Genomic DNA, 20,491 nt, shown 5'->3' with positions numbered 1-20,491 from the left:
TGTTTGTTTGAATAAGTGGGGTGCGGCTCTCACCGCACCCCGGAAAAAGATCTTGGTTAGTTGTTGATCCAGTTCTGCATATCGTTTTCGACGGTAGAGATACCTCTGATACCGAAATTATTTACAAGAACATTTGCTACGTTTGGAGAGAGGAATGCGGGCAATGTCGGGCCGAGGCCGATGTTTTTCACTCCGAGATAAAGGAGAGCCAGCAACACGATCACCGCTTTTTGTTCATACCATGCAATGTTATAGACGATTGGCAGTTCGTTGATATCTTCCAGTCCGAATACTTCTTTCAGTTTCAGAGCGATAACGGCTAATGAGTAGCTGTCGTTACATTGTCCGGCATCGAGTACGCGGGGAATACCGCCGATGTCACCCAGTTCCAGTTTGTTGTAGCGGTATTTGGCACAACCGGCAGTCAAAATAACGGTGTCGTTCGGAAGTTCCTTTGCAAAGTCGCTATAGTATCCGCGAGCCGACATACGACCGTCGCAACCGGCCATCACCACAAATTTCTTGATAGCGCCTGTCTTTACGGCATCCACCACTTTGTCGGCCAATGCCATCACCTGATTGTGTGCAAATCCACCCACGATTTCGCCCTTTTCAATTTCCTGAGGAGGAGCGCATTTCTTGGCATGTTCGATAATAACCGAGAAATCTTTTTGGCCACCCTGTTCGCGGTCGGCAATGTGAGTTGCGCCGGGCAGTCCGGCCGAACCGGTAGTGTAGATGCGGTCGCTGTACGTTGCTTTCGACGAAGGAGGAACGATACAGTTGGTGGTAAAGAGCACCGGACCGTTGAAGGTTTCGAACTCGTCTTTCTGTTTCCACCAGGCATTACCGTAGTTACCCACAAAGTGTTTGTATTTCTTGAAAGCAGGGTAATAGTGAGCCGGAAGCATCTCGCTGTGGGTGTACACATCCACGCCGGTGCCGTCGGTTTGAGCCAGCAGTTCTTCGATATCTTTCAGGTCGTGACCACTGATGAGGATACCCGGGTTGGTTCCTACTCCGATATTTACCTTGGTAATTTCGGGGTTGCCATAGTGCGAGGTGTTAGCTGCATCGAGCAGTGCCATTCCTTTTACGCCGTATTCACCGGTCTGAAGGGTAAGCGCAACCAGGGCGTCGACACTGTTGTCGTTTCGTGAGACCTGAGCCAAAGCGTCCGACATGAAAGTATAAATCGATTCGTCTTCGCTACCGAGGTTGAGGGCGTGATGAGCGTAAGCAGCAAGCCCTTTCAGTCCGTACATTACCAATTCTTTCAACGAACGGACATCTTCGTTTTCTTCTTTCAGAATGCCCACCGAAGGAGCAAATGATTCGTATTGATCGGGAGTAAGCTGAACGCTTACCTGAGGATATTCATCAAAATCGACCGGACAGCTTTCGGTTTCTTTCAACAGTTCGTCTCTCAATTGCAGTCCTTTGGTAATGCGATCTTTGATAGCTTCTTTGTCGAAATTGGCATTGGTGATGGTCGAAAACAAAGCATCGAGGATGAAATGATCGGCTTTACTTGTATCGGCCGAACAGTTTTTCATTTCACTGTTGATAACGGCGATTCCTTTAGTGACATAAATCAGCACGTCCATCAAACCGGCGAGTTGATCATCTTTTCCACACACACCTTTCAGTGTACATCCCTTGCCGCCTGCGGCTTCCTGACATTGATAACAAAACATTGACATAATTGAATGATTTATAATTTACGATTGATTAGTTGATTTCGTTGTTTTTTGTACGACAAAGGTATGGAAGGGCAAAAGGCAAAAATTGTAACCTATGTTACAACTCCGAATTTTAAACGGCCAAATAGTCTACTTGAGGCCAAAAAAGCGTATTTTTGTCACTCATCCAAAGTTGAAACAATGAAGGATATTGCAATAATTACCAAGGAAAGCCCTTTGTTTAAGGGATTAGCCACCGAAGAACTGAAAGAGATTCTGGAAGGCAACTATAAGGAAGTCTGCTATGCCAAAGGCGATTTGGTGGCCTTGCAGGGCGATCCGTGCCGTTCGTTGATGATGATTCTGGATGGCACAGTCCGCAGCGACATGACCGATCCGGCAGGTAAGCTGGTAACGATTGCCACCCTCACGGCTCCCGACATTCTGGCTCCGGCCTTTATCTATGCCGCGCGCAACGAGTTTCCGGTCGATATTACTGCGATGACCGATCTGACGCTGATGGTTATCGGTCGGGAGAGTTTCAGTAAATTGCTGCAACAGCACATCACGGTGTTGAACAACTTTCTTCGCATGATTTCCGACCAGACCCAATTCCTGACCCAAAAAATACGCTTCCTGCAATTCGGCACAATGAAAAAGAAACTGGCTTCTTATTTTGTTGAGAAACTGGCATCTGTTCCTGGCATCGAATTCCAGATGGAAGAGAGTCAGCAGGCGCTCGCCGATCGTTTCGGAGTGACTCGCCCGGCACTTGCCCGTGCCATCGGGGAAATGGTGAGCGACGGCATTATCCATGTCGAGAAGAAAAAAGTAACGGTTGTCAACGCCGTTGCCCTTAAACAAATGGCGGCCAGGGAAGGGTAACAGACATAATTTACGATTGTAAAAACAGAATACGCACAAATGAGACTTGTTATTCAGAGAGTTAAACATGCATCGGTGACAGTAGAAGGAACGGTGACAGGAAAAATAGGCGAAGGTTTATTGGTGTTGGTGGGCATAGAAGATACGGATACTCCTGACGACAGTCAGTGGCTGGCAGGCAAACTGGTCAATCTCCGCATTTTCGACGATGAAGACGGAGTGATGAACCGATCCGTTAAAGACATCAACGGAGGCATTCTGATTGTCAGTCAATTTACGCTTATGGCATCTACAAAGAAAGGCAACCGTCCTTCGTATATCAGAGCATCCAAACATGAATTTGCAGTCCCGATGTACGAACAATTTTGCGAAAATGTAAGATCACTGTTAGGCAAGCCTGTGCAAACGGGAATCTTTGCAGCCGACATGCAGGTTGAACTGCTAAATAACGGACCGGTAACAATTTTTATTGATTCACACTTACGCGAATAAGCAAAAACACCTGATTTTGAGAAATGTTAAGAGTGAGCTTTCCGAAAACTGCTTGTAAGTTCCTCTTTCTTTTGTACTTTTGCAACTCATTCTGATTCACTTTATTGAATCGCCTCAAACGAAATAATTATCTTGGCATGGAACAACCACTTAAACAATGGATTAAATTCGGCGTTGCAGCTCTCTTCTGCATTTTGTTTACAGTATGGATCGGCTGGTGGCCGATATTGCTGCTGCTTCCTTTCATTTTCGACGTTTATATCACAAAAAAAATACCCTGGACATGGTGGAGAGAAAGCAAAAATCCGACTGTAAGAACGGTGATGAGCTGGGTGGACGCAATCGTATTTGCTTTGGTTGCCGTCTATATCATCAACCTGTTTTTCTTCCAGAACTATCAGATACCGAGCTCTTCGCTTGAAAAATCGTTGCTGGTAGGCGATTTCCTTTTTGTATCCAAAGTAGCTTATGGACCCCGCGTGCCCAACACACCACTATCTTTTCCTCTGGTACAAAACACATTGCCAGTATTCAATTGCAAATCGTATTTTGAAACTCCGCAGTTGCCTTACAAACGTCTGTTGGGAACTGGTCATGTGAAACGTGGCGATATTGTCGTGTTCAACTTCCCTGCCGGTGATACGATTACCATTTTGCAACAAAACCCTGATTATTACTCCAATTGCTATCAGGAAGGTCTTTCATTCCTGAAACAGCAGGCGCCTGATATGAAGCCAACACCCGAAATGTGTTATCGTTTCGGTCGTGACATTGTAAAAGCCAAAGAATCATACTACGGCAAAATGATGTACCGCCCTGTCGACAAACGCGAAAACTACGTGAAACGCTGTATTGGCTTGCCGGGCGAAACGCTGAAAATCATTAACAACCAAGTGTATATCAATGGAAAGATTGTATACGACCATCCGGGTGTTCAGTACAACTACTGGATTCAAACCGATGGCAGCTTGCTGACCGACGAACAGTTTGAAGAACTTGGCGTCAGCAACGATGACCGCACATTGCTGACTCAGACATACGGAGATGATATTATGCGCCAGTTGGGATATAAACTTGCCCCGAACGGCAAAGTCAACCCGGTTTACTGCCTTCCTTTGACGCATGAAAAATATCTGCTTCTCAAAAAATACCGTAATATTCGCTCCATCCTTACCGAACCTTCAATCATGGGTGGAGATGTGTTCCCGTTGGGCAATACCAAGGGCTGGACACGCGACAACTACGGTCCGCTTTGGATTCCGAAGAAAGGCGCCACTATTGCTTTGACACCTGACAACCTTCTGGCTTACCAACGCATCATTGAAGCTTATGAACATAACACGCTCCAGATAAAGAACGGAGTTGCTTATATCAACGGACAACCGGCCAAAACATACACCTTCAAAATGGATTATTACTGGATGATGGGCGACAACCGCCACAAATCGGCTGACTCCCGTTTTTGGGGTTTTGTACCCGAAGACCACATTGTAGGGCAGCCGTTGTTTGTATGGCTCTCTCTCGATAAGGATAAGACATTCCTTGGTAAGATCCGCTGGAACAGGTTCTTCAAACTGGCAACACACTGAGTATGATAAGAGAAGCTTCAGAGCAAGACATTCCTCAACTGAAACAACTGTTCAAGGTATGTTTCGGGGATACCGATGCCTTTCTGAATCTTTTCTTTACCGAATATTTCCCAAACACTACCTGCATGGTGGCAATCCGCGACGAACGGATTGTCTCCATGCTTTTTTTATGCCCTGCCAAAATGGTGGCAGACGAATACCGTCGGCTCATCTACTACGTTTATGCCTGTGGCACCCTGCCCGAATATCGCCGGAAAGGTATCATGGAGCAACTGCTTCAGGTAAGCCACGCTTTCTCAAAACAGCAGGACGCCTGGGGGCTGATATTAGTTCCGGCTGGCGAACATCTTGCCACGTACTACCTCAGCCTGGGGTTCAGTCCTTTTTCTCACAACGTTAAAGAAAAAATGACTCCAATAGCCTACGACGAGGAGATTGAGATCCTGAAGCCCTGCGAACTCTCGTTGAAACAAATCACTTATATCCGCAACCGTCAGTTGAAAGGTGAGTATCAGGTAATCTGGAGCCAAAAACATATTGCTTTTACTATTGCCATGTTGGAGCAACAGGGCGGCGGATGCCTTGGACTGCAATGGAAAAACGGCCGAAAAGATTATGTGATTTATGAGAAGAAAAAGAGCGAACTGATCGTCAGGGAGACCAGCGTAGAAGAGAACATCCTGCCCTGGCTGACACCTCTCTTATGTAAACATTTCGACGTTGCGTCCGTAAAATATTTTGTTCCGGCAAAAGAAGGAGATCTTTTTTCAATGATCAAACCGGTTGATCCCTTCGAAATACCGGACGATACTCTGCCTTATTTTAATCTGGAAATGGGATAAAACAAGGATTTCGTAAAAGAATAAAATTTGCTCATTTTACGTCCTGATTCCTCCCCATTTAGGGGAGGTTAGGAGGGGTTGATAGGCAATGATGAAATAGAAAATTCATTTTCAATAAAAGTCAAGGCAACTCCAGAGAAAAGCCTCTCAACAATCCTTCCCCTACCGACCCTTTCAGAGATATTGTGTGTAGCCATAGCGCACCACAAACGTTTGCATTAAACAATATGCCATTAACATCGGGACAAAATCACTTCCCCTTATTGTTTTCCTTACTTTTGTATTTCAATCTCTAAATCAGGATATCATGTCTCAAACAAAAATCTTCGCCCTGTTAGCAGGAATTCTATTTGCCACTATGGTCTCTTATAGCCAGAGCCTAAAATCTCCCAACGGGAACCTGACCCTTACTTTCGACATCCAGAACGGAGGCGTCCCCACCTACCAGCTTTCCTATAAAGGCAAAGCTGTTATCAAACCAAGTCATTTAGGCCTTGAACTGAAAGGTGAAAAGCAGGTCGAATTCGGCACCGGTATTGCAGTGGATAAAACACCGGCCGACCCCACAACCTCTTTGTACAATGGATTTAAGCTAAAGAACTCCACCACCTCTACCTTCGATGAAACATGGAACCCCGTTTGGGGAGAGGAAAAAGCCATCAGAAATCACTACAATGAATTAAAAGTAGAACTGATCCAGCCCAACACACAGCGACAGATGAATATTTGTTTCCGCCTGTTCGATGACGGCCTGGGTTTCCGTTACGAGTTCCCCGAACAAAAGAATCTCACCTATTTTGTCATTCGTGAAGAACACTCCCAGTTCGCTATGGCAGGTGACCATACGGCAATGTGGATACCCGGCGATTACGACACGCAGGAGTACGACTATACCACCTCCAAACTATCCGAAATACGGGGATTGATGAAAGGAGCCATCACAGGCAATGCATCACAAACTCTCTTCTCTCCAACAGGCGTACAAACTGCCCTGATGATGAAAACGGCCGACGGATTGTACATCAACCTGCACGAAGCCGCATTGGTCAACTATTCGTGCATGTCACTTAATCTCGACGATAAAAACATGGTATTCGAATCGTGGCTCACACCCGATGCCCAGGGAAATAAAGGATACCTACAGGCACCCTGCACCTCACCGTGGCGCACTGTCATCGTAAGCGACGATGCCCGCGATATTTTGGCCTCACGCATCACCCTGAACCTCAACGAACCATGCAAAATAAAAGACGTATCGTGGATTAAACCCACCAAATATGTCGGCGTATGGTGGGAAATGATTACCGGCAAAAGCAGCTGGTCTTACACCAACGATTTTCCGAGTATACAACTGGGTGTAACCGATTATGCAAAGGCAAAGCCCAACGGAACCCATGGTGCCAATACCGCTCACGTAAAAGAATATATCGATTTTGCAGCTGCCAACGGATTTGATGCTGTTTTGGTAGAAGGATGGAACGTCGGTTGGGAAGACTGGTTCGGTCATTCCAAAGATTACGTCTTCGATTTTGTGACTCCTTATCCCGATTTCGACGTTCAGGAAATTCACCGTTATGCCGCCTCTAAGGGAATCAAGATGATTATGCACCACGAGACCTCGTCGTCTGTGCGCAATTATGAACGCCATATGGACCAGGCATACCAGTTTATGAAAGATAATGGCTACGATGCCGTAAAAAGCGGTTACGTGGGCGATATCATCCCACGTGGAGAGCATCACTACGGACAATGGATCAACAATCACTATCTCTATGCCGTTCAGAAAGCCGTCGATTATAAAATCATGGTCAACGGTCACGAGGCTGTTCGTCCAACCGGACTTTGCCGCACCTATCCTAACATGATTGGCAACGAATCGGCACGCGGCACAGAATATCAGGCTTTCGGAGGAAGCAAGCCCAACCATACCACAATTTTGCCGTTCACACGACTGATCGGTGGCCCTATGGACTATACACCAGGCATTTTCGAGAACGACATCAGCAAATACAACCCGACCAACCACTCCTGGTGTAACTCCACGCTGTGCAACCAGCTGTCGTTGTATGTGACCATGGCCGGTCCTCTGCAAATGGCTGCCGATCTGCCTGAAACCTACAACAAGTTTAAGGATGCTTTCCAGTTTATCAAGGATGTGGCAGTGGATTGGGACGAATCCAAATACCTCGAGGCTGAACCGGGTCAATACCTCACGGTGGCCCGCAAGGCAAAAAACAGCAACAAGTGGTTTGTTGGCTGCACCAACGGAGAAAACATCCATCAGGCAACGGTCGACTTCAGTTTCCTCGATCCTGCAAAGAAATACATTGCCACGCTTTATGCCGATGCGCCAAATGCTCATTATAAGAAGAATCCGCAAGCGTATGTCATCAGTCGCTATGTGGTCACCAGTAAATCCAAACTGATGCAACAGGCAGCTCCCGGCGGCGGTTTTGCCATCAGTATCGTGGAAGCAACCGACAATGCTCAGTTGAAGGGAATCAAAAAGCTGAAATAACTTTATCCATATCACACAGAAACGCCCTGCCAGAATGACTGATCATTCGGCAGGGCGTTTTATTTTGAAATGTCTTAAATCATCAGATGGCTTTGGCGTGCACACGGGTCAGGAGACCCGCGCGAGCGAAATTATATATATGTGCCATCAAAGGAATAAATCAAGTACATTCTCCTGTAATATCCATACATTGATATTCTCTGGGTAACCATTTTATATATATCTTACCTTTGCCTATTACCTTTATTTTTACCCATTTTTCACTGATATCAAGAATATTAAATAAGGAATTAATGTTACAAGTAACTTTCTTGTATTTCCCATTCAACATTACATAACAGTCCCAATAACTTTTTATAACCGTTTTTTTTGAATTATAATCGGGTCTATCGTAGAGTTCATAAATACTATTTTCTGTTCTGGTTCTTCCATTAATAGCTGTCTCGGTAATTTTTACCCACCCTTTTATAATCTTATTGTTAACAGTATTCCAAGCTATTACTTTGATCATGCTGTCTTGCTTTTCAAGGATATTAAAACCAAATAATTTACTTGAACGAACATTATCCTTGATCCTTGCAACAACGGAGTCTTTATTTGGTGTATTATAAATGCAAACAGTATGATTTTCCCTGTATATACACAACACAATCTTATACTTAGTAAAATCCTCACAAAAAGCAGGTATTGATATGATATAGCAAATAATGAGAATGTAGATTCTTTTATCTATTATTTTTAAAAATCCCGTCATATCCCTTGAGTTTTATTCTGTCCAACTATAGATTCAACTTAGCTACTCTTGATCCGAGTTTGCCTGATGTTTAGCGCAAGATTGAGCAACGCGGTATCTTGTGCTGAACCAACGGTCAGCGAAGCTAAAACCAGAGTGGTTTGTAACCACAACCAAGTACAACTTGGTTATTTTTAGCTTCGCTGATTTTCAATTCCAGTCCAAGTTACGGCTATCGTCGAAAACTTGAATTAGTCAATCTGCAAGTTTGCGCCACTTGGTGACTCGTTCGCAAGAATCAAAGCTATTACATTACAAATTACTGACAAGAAGTTTTGTCTGCATATATAACAACTCCTTTGTTGTTGGTTTTAATGGTTAGTTTTCCACCTGCGGCGTCTCCAAAAGTATTATTTCTTATTTCATATTCCGTATTTGGCTGCAATCTGAATTTTTTTGAAACATCTTCATTCCACATGTTTTCAATAACATAATTGCTATTCTCTGTTCGTATTGATACCGAACTAGCTCCTTTTTTATTAGGCTTCAGTATCCAATGATAAAAATTTGTACTATTAGATCCGTCTATATACAAATTAATAATTCTTTGTTTGTTGCAACTACATATAGTTTGGTTCGTTAAATCAAAGTAAATTTCGTTGTCAAAACAAGAAACCAACATTAAACAACAAATAATACAAATGCCATAATTTATAAATTTGATTTTCATAATTTATTATTTTTACCCAGTTCGGCCCCTCTTGTTCCGAGTTTATCTGATGTTTAGCGCAAGATTGAGCGAAGCGGTATCTTGTGCTGAACCAACGGTCAGCGAAGCTAGAACCAGAGTGGTTTGTAACCACAACCAAGTACAACTTGGTTATTTTTAGCTTCGCTGATTTTCAATTCCAGTCCAAGTTACGGCTATCGCCGAAAACTTGAACTAAAATTCTGCAAGTTTGCTCCATCTGGTACACAAAAAGGGCTTCGCTCCAAACAAAACACTTTCTATGGTAAACTCAACGAAGTTAATCTTTGTGGATCATGCTTTGCGCGCTAATTTTATAACAAAAAACATTTCAGAATTGATGAATTATCTACCTAAAATATGAAGAATCAACTACTAACAGATACATGGCTTCATATTTATTTATTTTTAATAGTGTCCAGATACATTTATTTTTAAAATTTTTCTTCGAAATTTTTCCCCGTTGTTCTAATGTAAGATTATAAAAATATATAGAGTCTCGACTTTTATCTACTCCTTCTACGGTTCCTGTTGGGGATTCTTCATTAATTATTGTTTTTGAGTTTGGATTAACAACATCTTCTTTTATTATAGTATCATTTGATGTTGAAAACACAAATTGACTTTTGACGGTTATCGGACTTAAAGTTTTGTTTTCAATACCATACCTAATTGTACAACCAGGATCGCAACATTGTATAGATATTAACAGTAAGAATATTCCTGCATTTTTTATAAAAAAAGCACTTTTTATCTTTTTCATTCTTGCTTTATTTTCTATGTTCTTCAATTCTTTTTTATCATTATTATTTGCCCGCGCGAGCGAAATCGGCTATATCCGCACCATCAAAGGCATATTATATATATTGTTTCAAAATTTTTCGTTCCATATTTTCATCAGTCCAAACCTCTATTTTATAAAAATCATCGTCTGTATCATGAGCCAAATCCGGTTCCAAAACGCTTGCTAAATTTGAAGAATATATTCTTACCCGGTATTTCCCATTATTTATTTTGATTCTTACTTCAGAATAGTTACTTGTGCACCCTGAGATCTGGATTTCACCTCCATGGATTTCAATGCCAGCTTCAACAATGTGATCATATTGGTCAAAATTATTATTTGGAAGTTGTTCATATAAGATATTGATTTCTCCTTTGACATTTCCATAACACTGTGTACCAACCCCTAATATGCCATTCCTGATTGCTAATCGTCCAGAATAAGCTTCTTCCGACCAAAAATCAGAATCCGATGTATCGCCTACATAATTCTTATCATGAATATAAAATTGATTATACTCTGTGTAAAATTTAAATTCAGTTTTCATCTTGCATTTTGTTACACGTTGACCTCCGGCTTTCCAAGTCCTGTCAAATGTAGTAATTTCTCTTCCAAACAAAAAAGCGACAGTGTGTTATACCATCGCTTTCAATGCATTCATTCCAAGATTTGATCACATCATCTTCCAACAAGATTGCTAACTCAGCGACAAGCCGTAAGCAATACTTTTAAAATGGTCACCGGTATTTATTTTCTCCGCTCCAAATAAGCTTTCAAACAGACTACGGACCGATACAACCGACGCGCTCCCTCCGGTTAAGAAAACGGTATCGATATCAGAGGGTTTCATATTCACCTTATCCAGCATATTCAACACACACTCTTCAATACTCCGGATTTCCTCCCTGATAAACATAGAGAAATCAGCCCTGTTAATCAATGCATTGATGTCAATCGACTGCATCTGAAATCTCAGGCTGGTTTCTGTCTGTTCCGAAAGGTCTATTTTTGACTTCTCTATCTGTTTGTAGAGAGCATACACCAAATTATTGTCGATCAGCGTCATCAGATCGCTCAGCTTGCTGTTTTTGCCCGAGAAAACATAATATCCGTTCAAATCGCGACGCATCTTGGTATCCTTCAGTAAAAACGAACGCTCCCAGCGGTTCAGTTCGCGAAAGATTGAAATAGGGATTTCCAATTCATTATCATACGTCTTGTAGGTTACTCCGCGCCCAAGTAAGGGTGTCAGCTTATGCCACATCAATTGCGCATCGAATGAATCTCCTCCCACATACACACCGCTGTTTGCAATAATGTCATCTTTACGGTCGGTGGCGTTGATTCGATCGGGTCCCAGATTCATGATCGTGAAGTCAGATGTTCCACCTCCAATATCGGCAACAAGCACCCTTTCCGAACGATTCAGCGTCGATTCGTAGGTAAAAGCGGCAGCAATAGGTTCGAATAACAGTTTCACCTCTTTGAAACCGGCATTTGCGGCTGCATTTAACAACCTCCTGACAGCAGTTCGTTCTTTTTCCGGATCATCTGAAAAAATAACCGGTCTGCCTAAGGTGACTTCATCGATTGTGGATCCAATTGCTTTCTCTGCTTGTTCTTTAAAATGACTGATAATCAGCGTAACGAGTTCGTCCGGAGTGAACTTTTTGCCAAAGATATAGGTATGAGTAAACTTCTTTTGTTTCAGCAGGGTTTTGACTGATTTCAGCAAACGCCCTTTCATTTGCGAAGCAATATATTTGTCGACAGCCTCTTTTCCAACTGCATATGACAGGTCGTTTGTATCATCAAAAAACAGGACAGAACTATCGTGTTCGAGTAATACATTCTTTTGTGTATTTCTGTCTGTCAAAGCAATAGCCGTATTGGATGTTCCAAAATCTAATCCACAGTTCAATTTATTCAGCGCCATTTATTTCTTTATTCGTTATACATTTAATCCTTTTCCGGCAATTAAGACATTGCACTTTGTATTTTTTTCATGCTTTTAATGGTACAGATAGGTAGCTGGCGTGTTTGACTAAAAGAGGGTTTCGCTTAAAGCAAAACCCTCTTTTAGTCAGGATCACATCCGACAAAAAAAACAGGGCTGAAAGGAGTTTCAACCCTGTTTTCTATATTAATTAATCGGGAATTAGAAACCGAAACGGCTCTTCAAACCTTTCAATTCTTCAGCCAGTTCAGCAGGTAAGTGTTTGCCGAATTTAGCATAGTGTTCGTCGATCAGTGCGATCTCATCTTTCCATTCTTCAGCGTTTACTGCCAAAGCTTTAGCCATCTGAGCTGCATCGATACCCAAACCTTCTACGTTGATAGCTGTAGGAGCAGGAACTTTACCGATAGGAGATTCAACAGCTTCGCCCTGACCGTTGCAACGATCGAAGATGTAAGCCAATACACGGCTGTTGTCACCGTAACCCGGCCACAACCATTTGCCATCATCTTTACGGAACCAGTTCACGAAGAAGATTTTAGGCAATTTAGCACCGGCTTTTTTACCCATTTCAATCCAGTGTCCGAAGTAGTCACCCATATTGTAACCGCAGAAAGGCAACATTGCGAACGGATCGCGACGTACACCTGCTTTCAAACCGATAGCAGCAGCAGTTACTTCAGAACCTACGATAGAACCCATGAACACACCATGATTCCAGCTGTTGGCTTCGTGAACGAGAGGCACAGTAGAAGGACGACGGCCACCGAACAGGATAGCAGCGATAGGCACACCAGCAGGATCTTCCCAAGCTGCGTCGATAGCAGGACATTGGTAAGCAGGAGCGGTGAAACGAGCGTTAGCGTGAGCGCAAGGTTCGCCTGATGCAGGATCGAATACACGGTTTTTCCAGTCGATAGTACCGGCAGGACAATCGTGACCGATACCTTCCCACCATACATCACCGTCAGGTGTCAAACCTACGTTGGTGAAGATAGTGTTGGCACGAGCCGACAACATAGCGTTTTTGTTTGTTTCCAAAGAGGTGAAAGGAGCTACACCGAAGAAACCTGCTTCAGGGTTGATAGCGTAAAGCTGTCCGTCAGCACCATATTTCATCCATGCGATATCGTCACCTACAGTTTCTACTTTCCAGCCCGGAATAGTAGGAATCAACATTGCCAGGTTGGTTTTACCGCAAGCCGATGGGAATGCAGCAGCAATGTATTTCTTTTCGCCTTTAGGATTGGTGATACCAAGGATAAGCATGTGCTCTGCCAACCAGCCCTGATCTTTTGCCATTTTAGAGGCAATACGCAAAGCGAAACATTTTTTACCCAAAAGAGCGTTTCCTCCGTAACCTGAACCGAATGACCAGATTTCATAGGTGTCGGGGAAGTGTGTGATATATTTGTTATCGATAGGAGCACATGGCCATTTTACATCTTTCTGACCTGGTTCCAGAGGAGCACCTACAGAGTGAACACAAGGAATGAATGTTCCGTTTTCGCCCAAAACATCCAATACCTTAGCACCCATACGGGTCATGATGCGCATGTTCACAACAACATAAGCAGAGTCGGTAATTTCCACACCGATGTGAGCGATATCAGAACCAAGAGGACCCATTGAGAAAGGAATAACGTACATTGTACGACCTTTCATACAGCCCTTGTACATGGTTTTCATTTTAGCACGCATTTCTTCAGGATCAGCCCAGTTGTTTGTAGGACCAGCTTCTTCCTGTGTTTTTGTGCAGATAAATGTACGGTTTTCAACACGAGCCACATCGCTGGGGTCGGATTGGAAATAGTAGCTACCCGGACGTTTTTCTTCGTTCAGTTTCACAGCCATTCCGCTGGCAACCATACCGTCCAACAGGCGTTGGTTTTCCTCTTCGGAACCATCACACCAATAAACATTTGTCGGCTCGCACCATGCGGCCCACTCATTTACCCAATCAATCAGTTTTTGATTTTTTGTTGACATCTTACTTTGTTTTAGGGATTTATAAATCGGGTTTACTAACACATCCTATGGGATAATAGAGAATGCAAAATTACTCTTTTTTTCGTGAATAAACGAGGCATTAAAGAAATTTTTCTTTAATCAAAAGGGAATTTTGACATCTCTTTTCGTTTCCGATTGGAAGGCAAAGAATTACCTATTCTTCTTCGTTAATATTTAACAAACCTTCAGGCATTTGGACTTTCATAACCTTACTCGTGTCATCTATCTCAACAATCCACTCATCCACGGCAGGAATAAGAATTATATTCCCCTTGTGCATCACCTGAAAAAGTACATTTTCGGTGGTATCGTCCACTCCTTTGATTTCGCCAATTTCACCCAAGACCGCATCTTCGATACGGTAGCCTGTATAAAACTGAATATCAATCACATCATCATCGGAAGCCGGCATCGATTCCTTAGGAACATAAATTGTTTTCCCCACAAAATCTTTGCCTGCTATTTCATCCTCCACCCGCTCGAATTTTATCAGGGCAGTTTCGGCCGTTTTGAAACGCCATTCCTGAATAAAGAAGGGCACAAGAATGCCATCCATTTCAAACACGAGGTATTCAAAGTCGAGTGAATCAAAATCGGAAGTAAGGAAAATGGAAAGCTCGCCTTTGATGCCATGTGTTTTTTGTACGTGGCCGATAGGATAAAGGTCTGATTGTAAAATCATAGTTGAAACGAAATTATATAAAAAACGCCCTGAACGATAGATTCAAGGCGTTTCCTGTCGCAAAAAGCAACAGATTATTTTTTCTTGCTGTAACGCGTATTTAATTGTTGTAGTACCTCTTTGGTAATGTCATAACCTTCGGCAGCATACAATACGTTGTCATTCATTGCATTAGTCGATAAAACTACCTGATAGTGATGAGCAGGGGCGTAACTTTTCAGGAACTTGTTCACTGTGTCGCGGAGTTGTTCGTTAAATTTCTGTTGTTTCGTCAACAATGCATTCGATAGTTGTTGGTTCAATTCCTGAAGCTCTTTTTGTTGAGCTACCAGGCGATTGTTTTCCTGTTCTGCTCTTTCACGGCTGAGGAAAGCATTGTTTTTCATTTTGCTTTCGAAATTTGCCATATCTTCCTGCAACTGCTTTGCACGTGAATTTACTTTGAGTCGGGAATCTTCCTGTCCTTTTACAAGCTCTTCATTTGCGTCTTTTGCAAACTGATAATTTGCCAACAAGGTATCTACATTTACATATGCTATCGGGAGTTTTCCTTTTGTAAGTGAAGAATCAAACTGAGCTCCGTCCTGATTGTTTTTCTTATTAGCGCATTGTGTTAACATTAAAGCTACGGCAGCCAGAGCCACAGTAGTTTTGGCAAAAGATAAAGTTCTTGTCATTTTGTGAATTTTGAATTGTTGATTCGATTGGTTTTTCCCTTATCTGCAAACACTTTCACATCTCTGTTTTCTCAGGTTGTAAAGGCACAAATGTATTGCAGATCGAATTGAGGAAGGCAAAGATATTATTTTTGTCACTCTTTTCGTAACTGTTTTTTGTTTTTTATGAAACCAGCTTTATTTTCATAAGAATTACAAAACTATTTTTCAGAGCTCTACAAAAACACATAGAGTGTAAAATGTTAATATAATTCACAGAAGAAGCTTCTGAATACCAAAACAATGTTATCAACTTGCTTTTATCCAACTATCTCTGCAAAGCCTGAATTGCCCGTTTTACCGTGACATCATTCTGGTTAAGAGAGGAATAGAAACCTTCGTCTCCAAACATATTACGTATGATATAAGCTTTCACCTGTTGTGAAATAAGCTGGTGAGAGATCATGAAATAGTAATAATGTTTAGGAACATCTTTACCTTCGGCATAGGCGGCCAACATGTTTGCCAGCGGTTGACGACTCAAATACTCATCCATTGCCTTCCAGTTATTGAATGTCTTCAGTTTTTCCCTGTGTTGATCCGAATAATGAACGGCAAACTGGAACAAAGCTCCGCTATCGAACAAGCGGCGGTAATACGGTGTGACGCCGATGGTGTCAAGAGGCACAAAGATGTCAGGAACAATGCCGCCTCCGCCATAAACGATGCGGCCTCCGCGGGTTTTGAATTTTTCCTTGCTCTGGATCTTAATACTATCTTTTGAGAAAAACTCTCCGTGCAGGTAACGATTAACGAAGTCGCGCTCATAATTCTGATCCTTCCCCCGTTGATACGGCTTCTGGATGCAACGTCCCGAAGGAGAATAATAGCGGGCAATGGTCAGACGAACAGCCGAATGATCCGAAAATTCGAACGGCTGCTGAACCAGACCTTTTCCAAACGAACGAAGCCCTATAATCAGCCCCCGGTCGTTATCCTGAATGGCACCTGCAAAGATTTCGGAAGCTGAGGCCGACCATTCGTCCATCAATACGGCAATTTTCATATTGGGGAACGATCCTCGACCATCGGAGTAAAAATCAGTGCGGGGATAAGCCCGTCCTGCTGCATAAACGATCAGTTGATCCTTAGGCAGGAATTCGTTCACCATCTTAACCGCAGCTTCCATAAAGCCACCGGTATTTCCCCGCAGGTCAATAATCAAACGGTTAGCGCCCTGATTCCTGATTTTCGCTAAAGCCGTCAGGAATTCCGAATAGGTGGTATCACCGAATTTACTGACTTTAATATATCCTGTTTTAGGAGCGATGATGTATGATGCCTCTACACTGGTAACGGGCACATCGCCTCTTGTGATGGCATAATCAAGTATTTTGCGGCGTCTGGCTCTTTTTATCCCGAGTTTGACAACAGTGCCCCTGGCTCCTCTCAGTTTATGCATCACGCGGTCGTTATTGATGCTTTTGCCGACAAAAGCTGAGTCGTTGACATTCACGATGCGGTCGCCGGCCAACACTCCGGCTTTCTCGGCAGGCCCCCCGGAAATAACCGATACGACAAGAATCGTATCCCGCTGTATATTGAACTCTATCCCGACACCACTGAAACTACCTTCCAGCTGTTCGTTGGTAGATTGCAAATCTTTAGCAGGGATATAAACTGAATGGGGATCGAGGGTAGCCAACAGATCACTCATTGCATTATCGGTAAGCGTATTGACATCTACCGAATCGACATAGCGGGTCGCTATCAGATTGATGGCTTGCGAAACTTTGTTTTTATCGAGCCCCAGGGAACGGAACAAACCCAAAGTGGCGCCGATATTGCTTCGCATGGCAAAAAAATTGCCAATGATGATTCCAACAGCCATTGTCAAGGCAAGGGCAAAAGGGAATACTATTTTTTTCCAGGTTTTCATTCGGAAATGATGTTTATAAATATCGTACGAAACTTGTCATGGATAATGAGACCGGTTTCATTGTTCGGATGTATGAGCATCGATAAAATCGACTTTTATTCCGGCTTGTTTCAGCAGATTAATACCGTCGGGCAGACGATACTCTTCTCCGTAAACAACCCGTTTGATTCCTGACTGAATAATGAGTTTTGCGCACTCTATGCAGGGGGAAGCGGTAACATAGAGGGTGGCGCCGTCACTGCTGTTGTTAGATCGGGCGACCTTAGTGATGGCATTTGCTTCGGCATGAAGCACGTAAGGGAACGACTTATTAGTTTCGTCCTCGCACTGATTCGGGAAACCGGAAGGGGTTCCGTTATACCCGTCAGAAATAATCATATTTTCGCGCACAATCAAAGCTCCTACTTTTCGGCGCTCACAATATGAATTCTGAGCCCAGATTTGCGCCATTTGCATGTATCGCCTGTCAAATTGCAATTGTTTATCGTTGGCCATACTCACACAATATTTAATGCAGAACAACCTCGTCCTGCAGGGGTTAAGCTCCCAAAAGCTCTTTCTCAAAAGCTATAATATCAAGCCCGGAAAAGTTGCCCGACGACATCATCAGCAATGCTTTCCCTTCAAAATTGATTTCCCGCAGACGGGCTACCAGTTGGCCTGCATCTGTAAACACCACCAGATCTTCTCTTCCGAATGCTTCTTTTACCTGATCGACCGTAATCGGTTGCAAGCGTTTATGTTCAATTACTTCGGGATTAAAGTAGACATAAGCCACATCTGCTTTATCCATACAGCCTTTATATTGAGGAAGAAAATTCTCCTGAAGGCTGCTAAATGTATGCAACTCCATACAAGCCACCACCTGACGGTCGGAATATTGTTCCTTTACCGCACTGACGGTTGCCCTGAGTTTTGATGGAGAATGAGCAAAATCTTTAAATGCCACGGAAACGGCTGTCTCCGCTACTTTCTGCAACCGATTGGATGCACCTCCGAAATCGGCAATTGCCTGAAGGAACTCGGTTTCTTTTACACCAAGCTGCTTACATACCATCCTGGCTCCCTGAATATTCTGAAGGTTGTGTTCTCCAAATACACACAAGGGATATTTCTCGCCCTTGTAGATGATGCTTGTAACGCCATGCTCAATCACATATTCCGGCGTATTGTACGGAATAGTTACGATATCGGGGCGCACTTTTTCTGCTATTTCGCGCAGTTGTTCGTCGCCTTCAAAATAGATAAGACGACCGTCACGCTCAATTTGATCGGTGAAAATCTTAAACTGTTCTACGTAATTTTCAAACGTAGGGAACACGTTGATATGATCCCATGCTATGCCGGTAAGCAAAGCAATATGCGGACGATAAAGATGAAACTTTGGACGCGGGTCAATGGGAGATGTAAGGTATTCGTCACCTTCGAAAACAGCCAGTTGAGAATCATACGAAAATTTCACCATTGTATCAAAGCCTTCAATCTGCGCTCCTACCATATAATCGGCAGCACGATTCAGCTTTTTAAGTACGTGCAGAATAATAGCCGTCGTCGTGGTTTTGCCATGACTACCGCCAACTACAACACGTATTTTTTTTCTGGTTTGGTGATAAAGATATTCGGGGAAAGAGTAAACATCGATGCCCAGCTCTTTTGCCCTGAGTAATTCGGGATTATCCGCACGGGCATGCATTCCAACAATGACAGCAGTCAACTCTTTAGTGATTTTTTCAGGAAACCATCCGATCTGAGGAGGTAAAAGTCCTGCAGCCTCAAGCCTGCTTCTGGAAGGTTCGAAGATTTCGTCGTCGGAGCCGGTAACCACATGATCCGGTTTTTTGCTGACAGCAATAGCTAAATTGTGCATTGCCGCTCCGCCAATTGCAATAAAGTGAAGACGCTTCATATAATTTTGCCTATACCTTTTCGTTATTCCTACACAATCAGAAGATCATTCTAATTAAATTCTGATTAGTTGTTAAGAGACATAACCGCGTAAATAGCGCTGATTTTAGCCTGATAAGTTATAACATCTGAATATTTGTAATTGATTATCAGCTATATTTTGCGGTTCTAACTATTCTTTCTAATTTCGCCGCAAAATTACAACGATTTTATGAAGATTGCTAAAATAGAAGCAGGTTTTTTTCAATGCGATGGCGGAGCAATTTTTGGAGTGGTCCCAAAACGCGTCTGGCAAAAACGTTACCCCTGCGACGACGATAATTTTTGCAAGCTTGCTATGCGCTTGTTATTGATTGATACAGGCAAAAAAAAGATTCTTATTGACAGCGGAACAGGAGATAAACAGCTGCAATATCTCAAATATTACGGATTTCAGGGTGTAATCGATTTTGACACCGAGCTTGAAAAGCTGGGTTACCGCTGTTCGGATATCACGGATGTGGTGATGACGCACCTGCATTTCGATCACTGCGGGGGTAATACCCGTTTTAACAACGATAAAACCGGCTACGAACTGACATTCCCCAATGCCGATGTTTGGGTGGGAAAAGATCAATGGGAAAATTTTCTGAATCCTAACGTTCGTGAAGGCGATTCTTATTTCAAAGAAAATATGATGCCTGTAGCCGATGCCGGAAAGTTGAAACTTGTTGAAACTGACACCCGGATTTGCGATGAGGTACTGGTAAAAATAATGAACGGACATACCGCCGGTCAGCTGGTGCCCTATGTTTTCACTTCCAACGAAACTTTCGTCTATGTTGGAGATGTTATCCCGATGGCAGCAAATCTTCCGCTGGCATGGGTATCGGCGTTCGATACGTTCCCTATCACTTCTATGCAGGACAAGGAACAGTTGTTGGCTGAAGCGGCAACCAAAAATCAGATCCTGTTTTTCGAGCATGACGCCTACACTGAGTGCTGCCGTGTTGAATTAGTTAACAACAAATATCGCATCAAAGAAAGTTTCAGTCTCTCATCAGTCACTATATAAGAACTACTGTTCATC

General features: G+C 43.0%; 18 protein-coding genes. 6 read left to right on the top strand and 12 right to left on the bottom strand.

Going from position 1 to position 20,491, the window contains the following annotated elements:
- Positions 1–56: 56 nt before the first annotated feature.
- Positions 57–1,703: a hydroxylamine reductase gene (gene hcp / locus PJIAN_RS02405; RefSeq protein WP_439951390.1), complete on the bottom strand. Its 1,647-nt coding sequence runs from the start codon at positions 1,701–1,703 to the stop codon at positions 57–59.
- Positions 1,704–1,883: 180 nt separating this feature from the next.
- On the opposite strand from hcp, the gene PJIAN_RS02400 reads away from it, so the two are divergent.
- The 5 genes from PJIAN_RS02400 to PJIAN_RS02380 all read left to right on the top strand — a co-directional run bounded on the left by PJIAN_RS02400 (position 1,884) and on the right by PJIAN_RS02380 (position 8,008).
- Positions 1,884–2,567 (top strand): Crp/Fnr family transcriptional regulator, encoded by a 684-nt coding sequence (locus tag PJIAN_RS02400; protein ID WP_172795559.1) that lies wholly within the window; start codon positions 1,884–1,886, stop codon positions 2,565–2,567.
- Positions 2,568–2,606: 39 nt separating this feature from the next.
- Positions 2,607–3,059 carry a D-aminoacyl-tRNA deacylase gene (gene dtd, locus PJIAN_RS02395; RefSeq protein ID WP_068701653.1) on the top strand — a complete coding sequence of 151 codons (453 nt, stop codon included), beginning with the start codon at positions 2,607–2,609 and terminating at the stop codon, positions 3,057–3,059.
- A 137-nt stretch (positions 3,060–3,196) separates the two neighbouring features.
- The gene (locus PJIAN_RS02390; protein WP_068701651.1) at positions 3,197–4,648 is read left to right on the top strand and encodes a S26 family signal peptidase; all 1,452 of its coding nucleotides are present in this window, start codon (positions 3,197–3,199) and stop codon (positions 4,646–4,648) included.
- A gap of 2 nt (positions 4,649–4,650) precedes the next feature.
- Positions 4,651–5,490 (top strand): GNAT family N-acetyltransferase, encoded by an 840-nt coding sequence (locus tag PJIAN_RS02385; RefSeq protein WP_068701649.1) that lies wholly within the window; start codon positions 4,651–4,653, stop codon positions 5,488–5,490.
- Between the two features lie 358 nt (positions 5,491–5,848).
- Positions 5,849–8,008, top strand: a complete 2,160-nt coding sequence (locus PJIAN_RS02380) for a glycoside hydrolase family 97 protein (protein ID WP_439951394.1) — start codon at positions 5,849–5,851, stop codon at positions 8,006–8,008.
- 160 nt (positions 8,009–8,168) lie between these two features.
- Here PJIAN_RS02380 and PJIAN_RS02375 read toward each other — a convergent pair whose 3' ends face one another.
- The 11 genes from PJIAN_RS02375 to PJIAN_RS02325 form a co-directional block, all read right to left on the bottom strand.
- Positions 8,169–8,762 (bottom strand): hypothetical protein, encoded by a 594-nt coding sequence (locus PJIAN_RS02375; RefSeq protein ID WP_068701645.1) that lies wholly within the window; start codon positions 8,760–8,762, stop codon positions 8,169–8,171.
- A gap of 298 nt (positions 8,763–9,060) precedes the next feature.
- On the bottom strand, positions 9,061–9,471 hold the full coding sequence (locus tag PJIAN_RS02370; RefSeq protein ID WP_153802454.1) for a hypothetical protein: 411 nt from the start codon (positions 9,469–9,471) through the stop codon (positions 9,061–9,063).
- Between the two features lie 367 nt (positions 9,472–9,838).
- On the bottom strand, positions 9,839–10,252 hold the full coding sequence (locus tag PJIAN_RS02365; RefSeq protein ID WP_068701642.1) for a hypothetical protein: 414 nt from the start codon (positions 10,250–10,252) through the stop codon (positions 9,839–9,841).
- A gap of 94 nt (positions 10,253–10,346) precedes the next feature.
- Positions 10,347–10,820, bottom strand: coding sequence for a hypothetical protein (locus tag PJIAN_RS02360; protein ID WP_153802453.1), 474 nt, complete (start codon positions 10,818–10,820; stop codon positions 10,347–10,349).
- Between the two features lie 150 nt (positions 10,821–10,970).
- Complete coding sequence (locus PJIAN_RS02355) at positions 10,971–12,209, bottom strand: Hsp70 family protein (RefSeq protein WP_068701638.1); 1,239 nt, start codon at positions 12,207–12,209, stop codon at positions 10,971–10,973.
- A 222-nt stretch (positions 12,210–12,431) separates the two neighbouring features.
- Positions 12,432–14,219, bottom strand: a complete 1,788-nt coding sequence (locus tag PJIAN_RS02350) for a phosphoenolpyruvate carboxykinase (GTP) (protein ID WP_068701636.1) — start codon at positions 14,217–14,219, stop codon at positions 12,432–12,434.
- A gap of 175 nt (positions 14,220–14,394) precedes the next feature.
- A complete protein-coding gene (gene rimM, locus PJIAN_RS02345) occupies positions 14,395–14,922 on the bottom strand; it encodes a ribosome maturation factor RimM (RefSeq protein ID WP_068701634.1) in 528 nt (175 codons plus the stop codon).
- Between the two features lie 74 nt (positions 14,923–14,996).
- Positions 14,997–15,599 (bottom strand): OmpH/Skp family outer membrane protein, encoded by a 603-nt coding sequence (locus PJIAN_RS02340; protein ID WP_068701632.1) that lies wholly within the window; start codon positions 15,597–15,599, stop codon positions 14,997–14,999.
- Positions 15,600–15,906: 307 nt separating this feature from the next.
- Positions 15,907–17,517, bottom strand: a complete 1,611-nt coding sequence (locus PJIAN_RS02335) for a S41 family peptidase (protein WP_068701629.1) — start codon at positions 17,515–17,517, stop codon at positions 15,907–15,909.
- A gap of 57 nt (positions 17,518–17,574) precedes the next feature.
- Complete coding sequence (locus PJIAN_RS02330) at positions 17,575–18,012, bottom strand: deoxycytidylate deaminase (RefSeq protein WP_068701627.1); 438 nt, start codon at positions 18,010–18,012, stop codon at positions 17,575–17,577.
- Between the two features lie 43 nt (positions 18,013–18,055).
- On the bottom strand, positions 18,056–19,423 hold the full coding sequence (locus PJIAN_RS02325) for a UDP-N-acetylmuramate--L-alanine ligase (protein WP_068701626.1): 1,368 nt from the start codon (positions 19,421–19,423) through the stop codon (positions 18,056–18,058).
- A gap of 210 nt (positions 19,424–19,633) precedes the next feature.
- Between PJIAN_RS02325 and PJIAN_RS02320 the strand changes: the two genes are divergently transcribed.
- Positions 19,634–20,476: an MBL fold metallo-hydrolase gene (locus PJIAN_RS02320; protein ID WP_068701624.1), complete on the top strand. Its 843-nt coding sequence runs from the start codon at positions 19,634–19,636 to the stop codon at positions 20,474–20,476.
- Positions 20,477–20,491: the final 15 nt, after the last annotated feature.

This window comes from Paludibacter jiangxiensis, assembly GCF_001618385.1.
GTDB lineage: Bacteria > Bacteroidota > Bacteroidia > Bacteroidales > Paludibacteraceae > Microbacter > Microbacter jiangxiensis.
The sequence above is the reverse complement of the archived record's forward strand: the minus strand, read 5'-3'. Positions and strand labels throughout refer to the sequence as shown.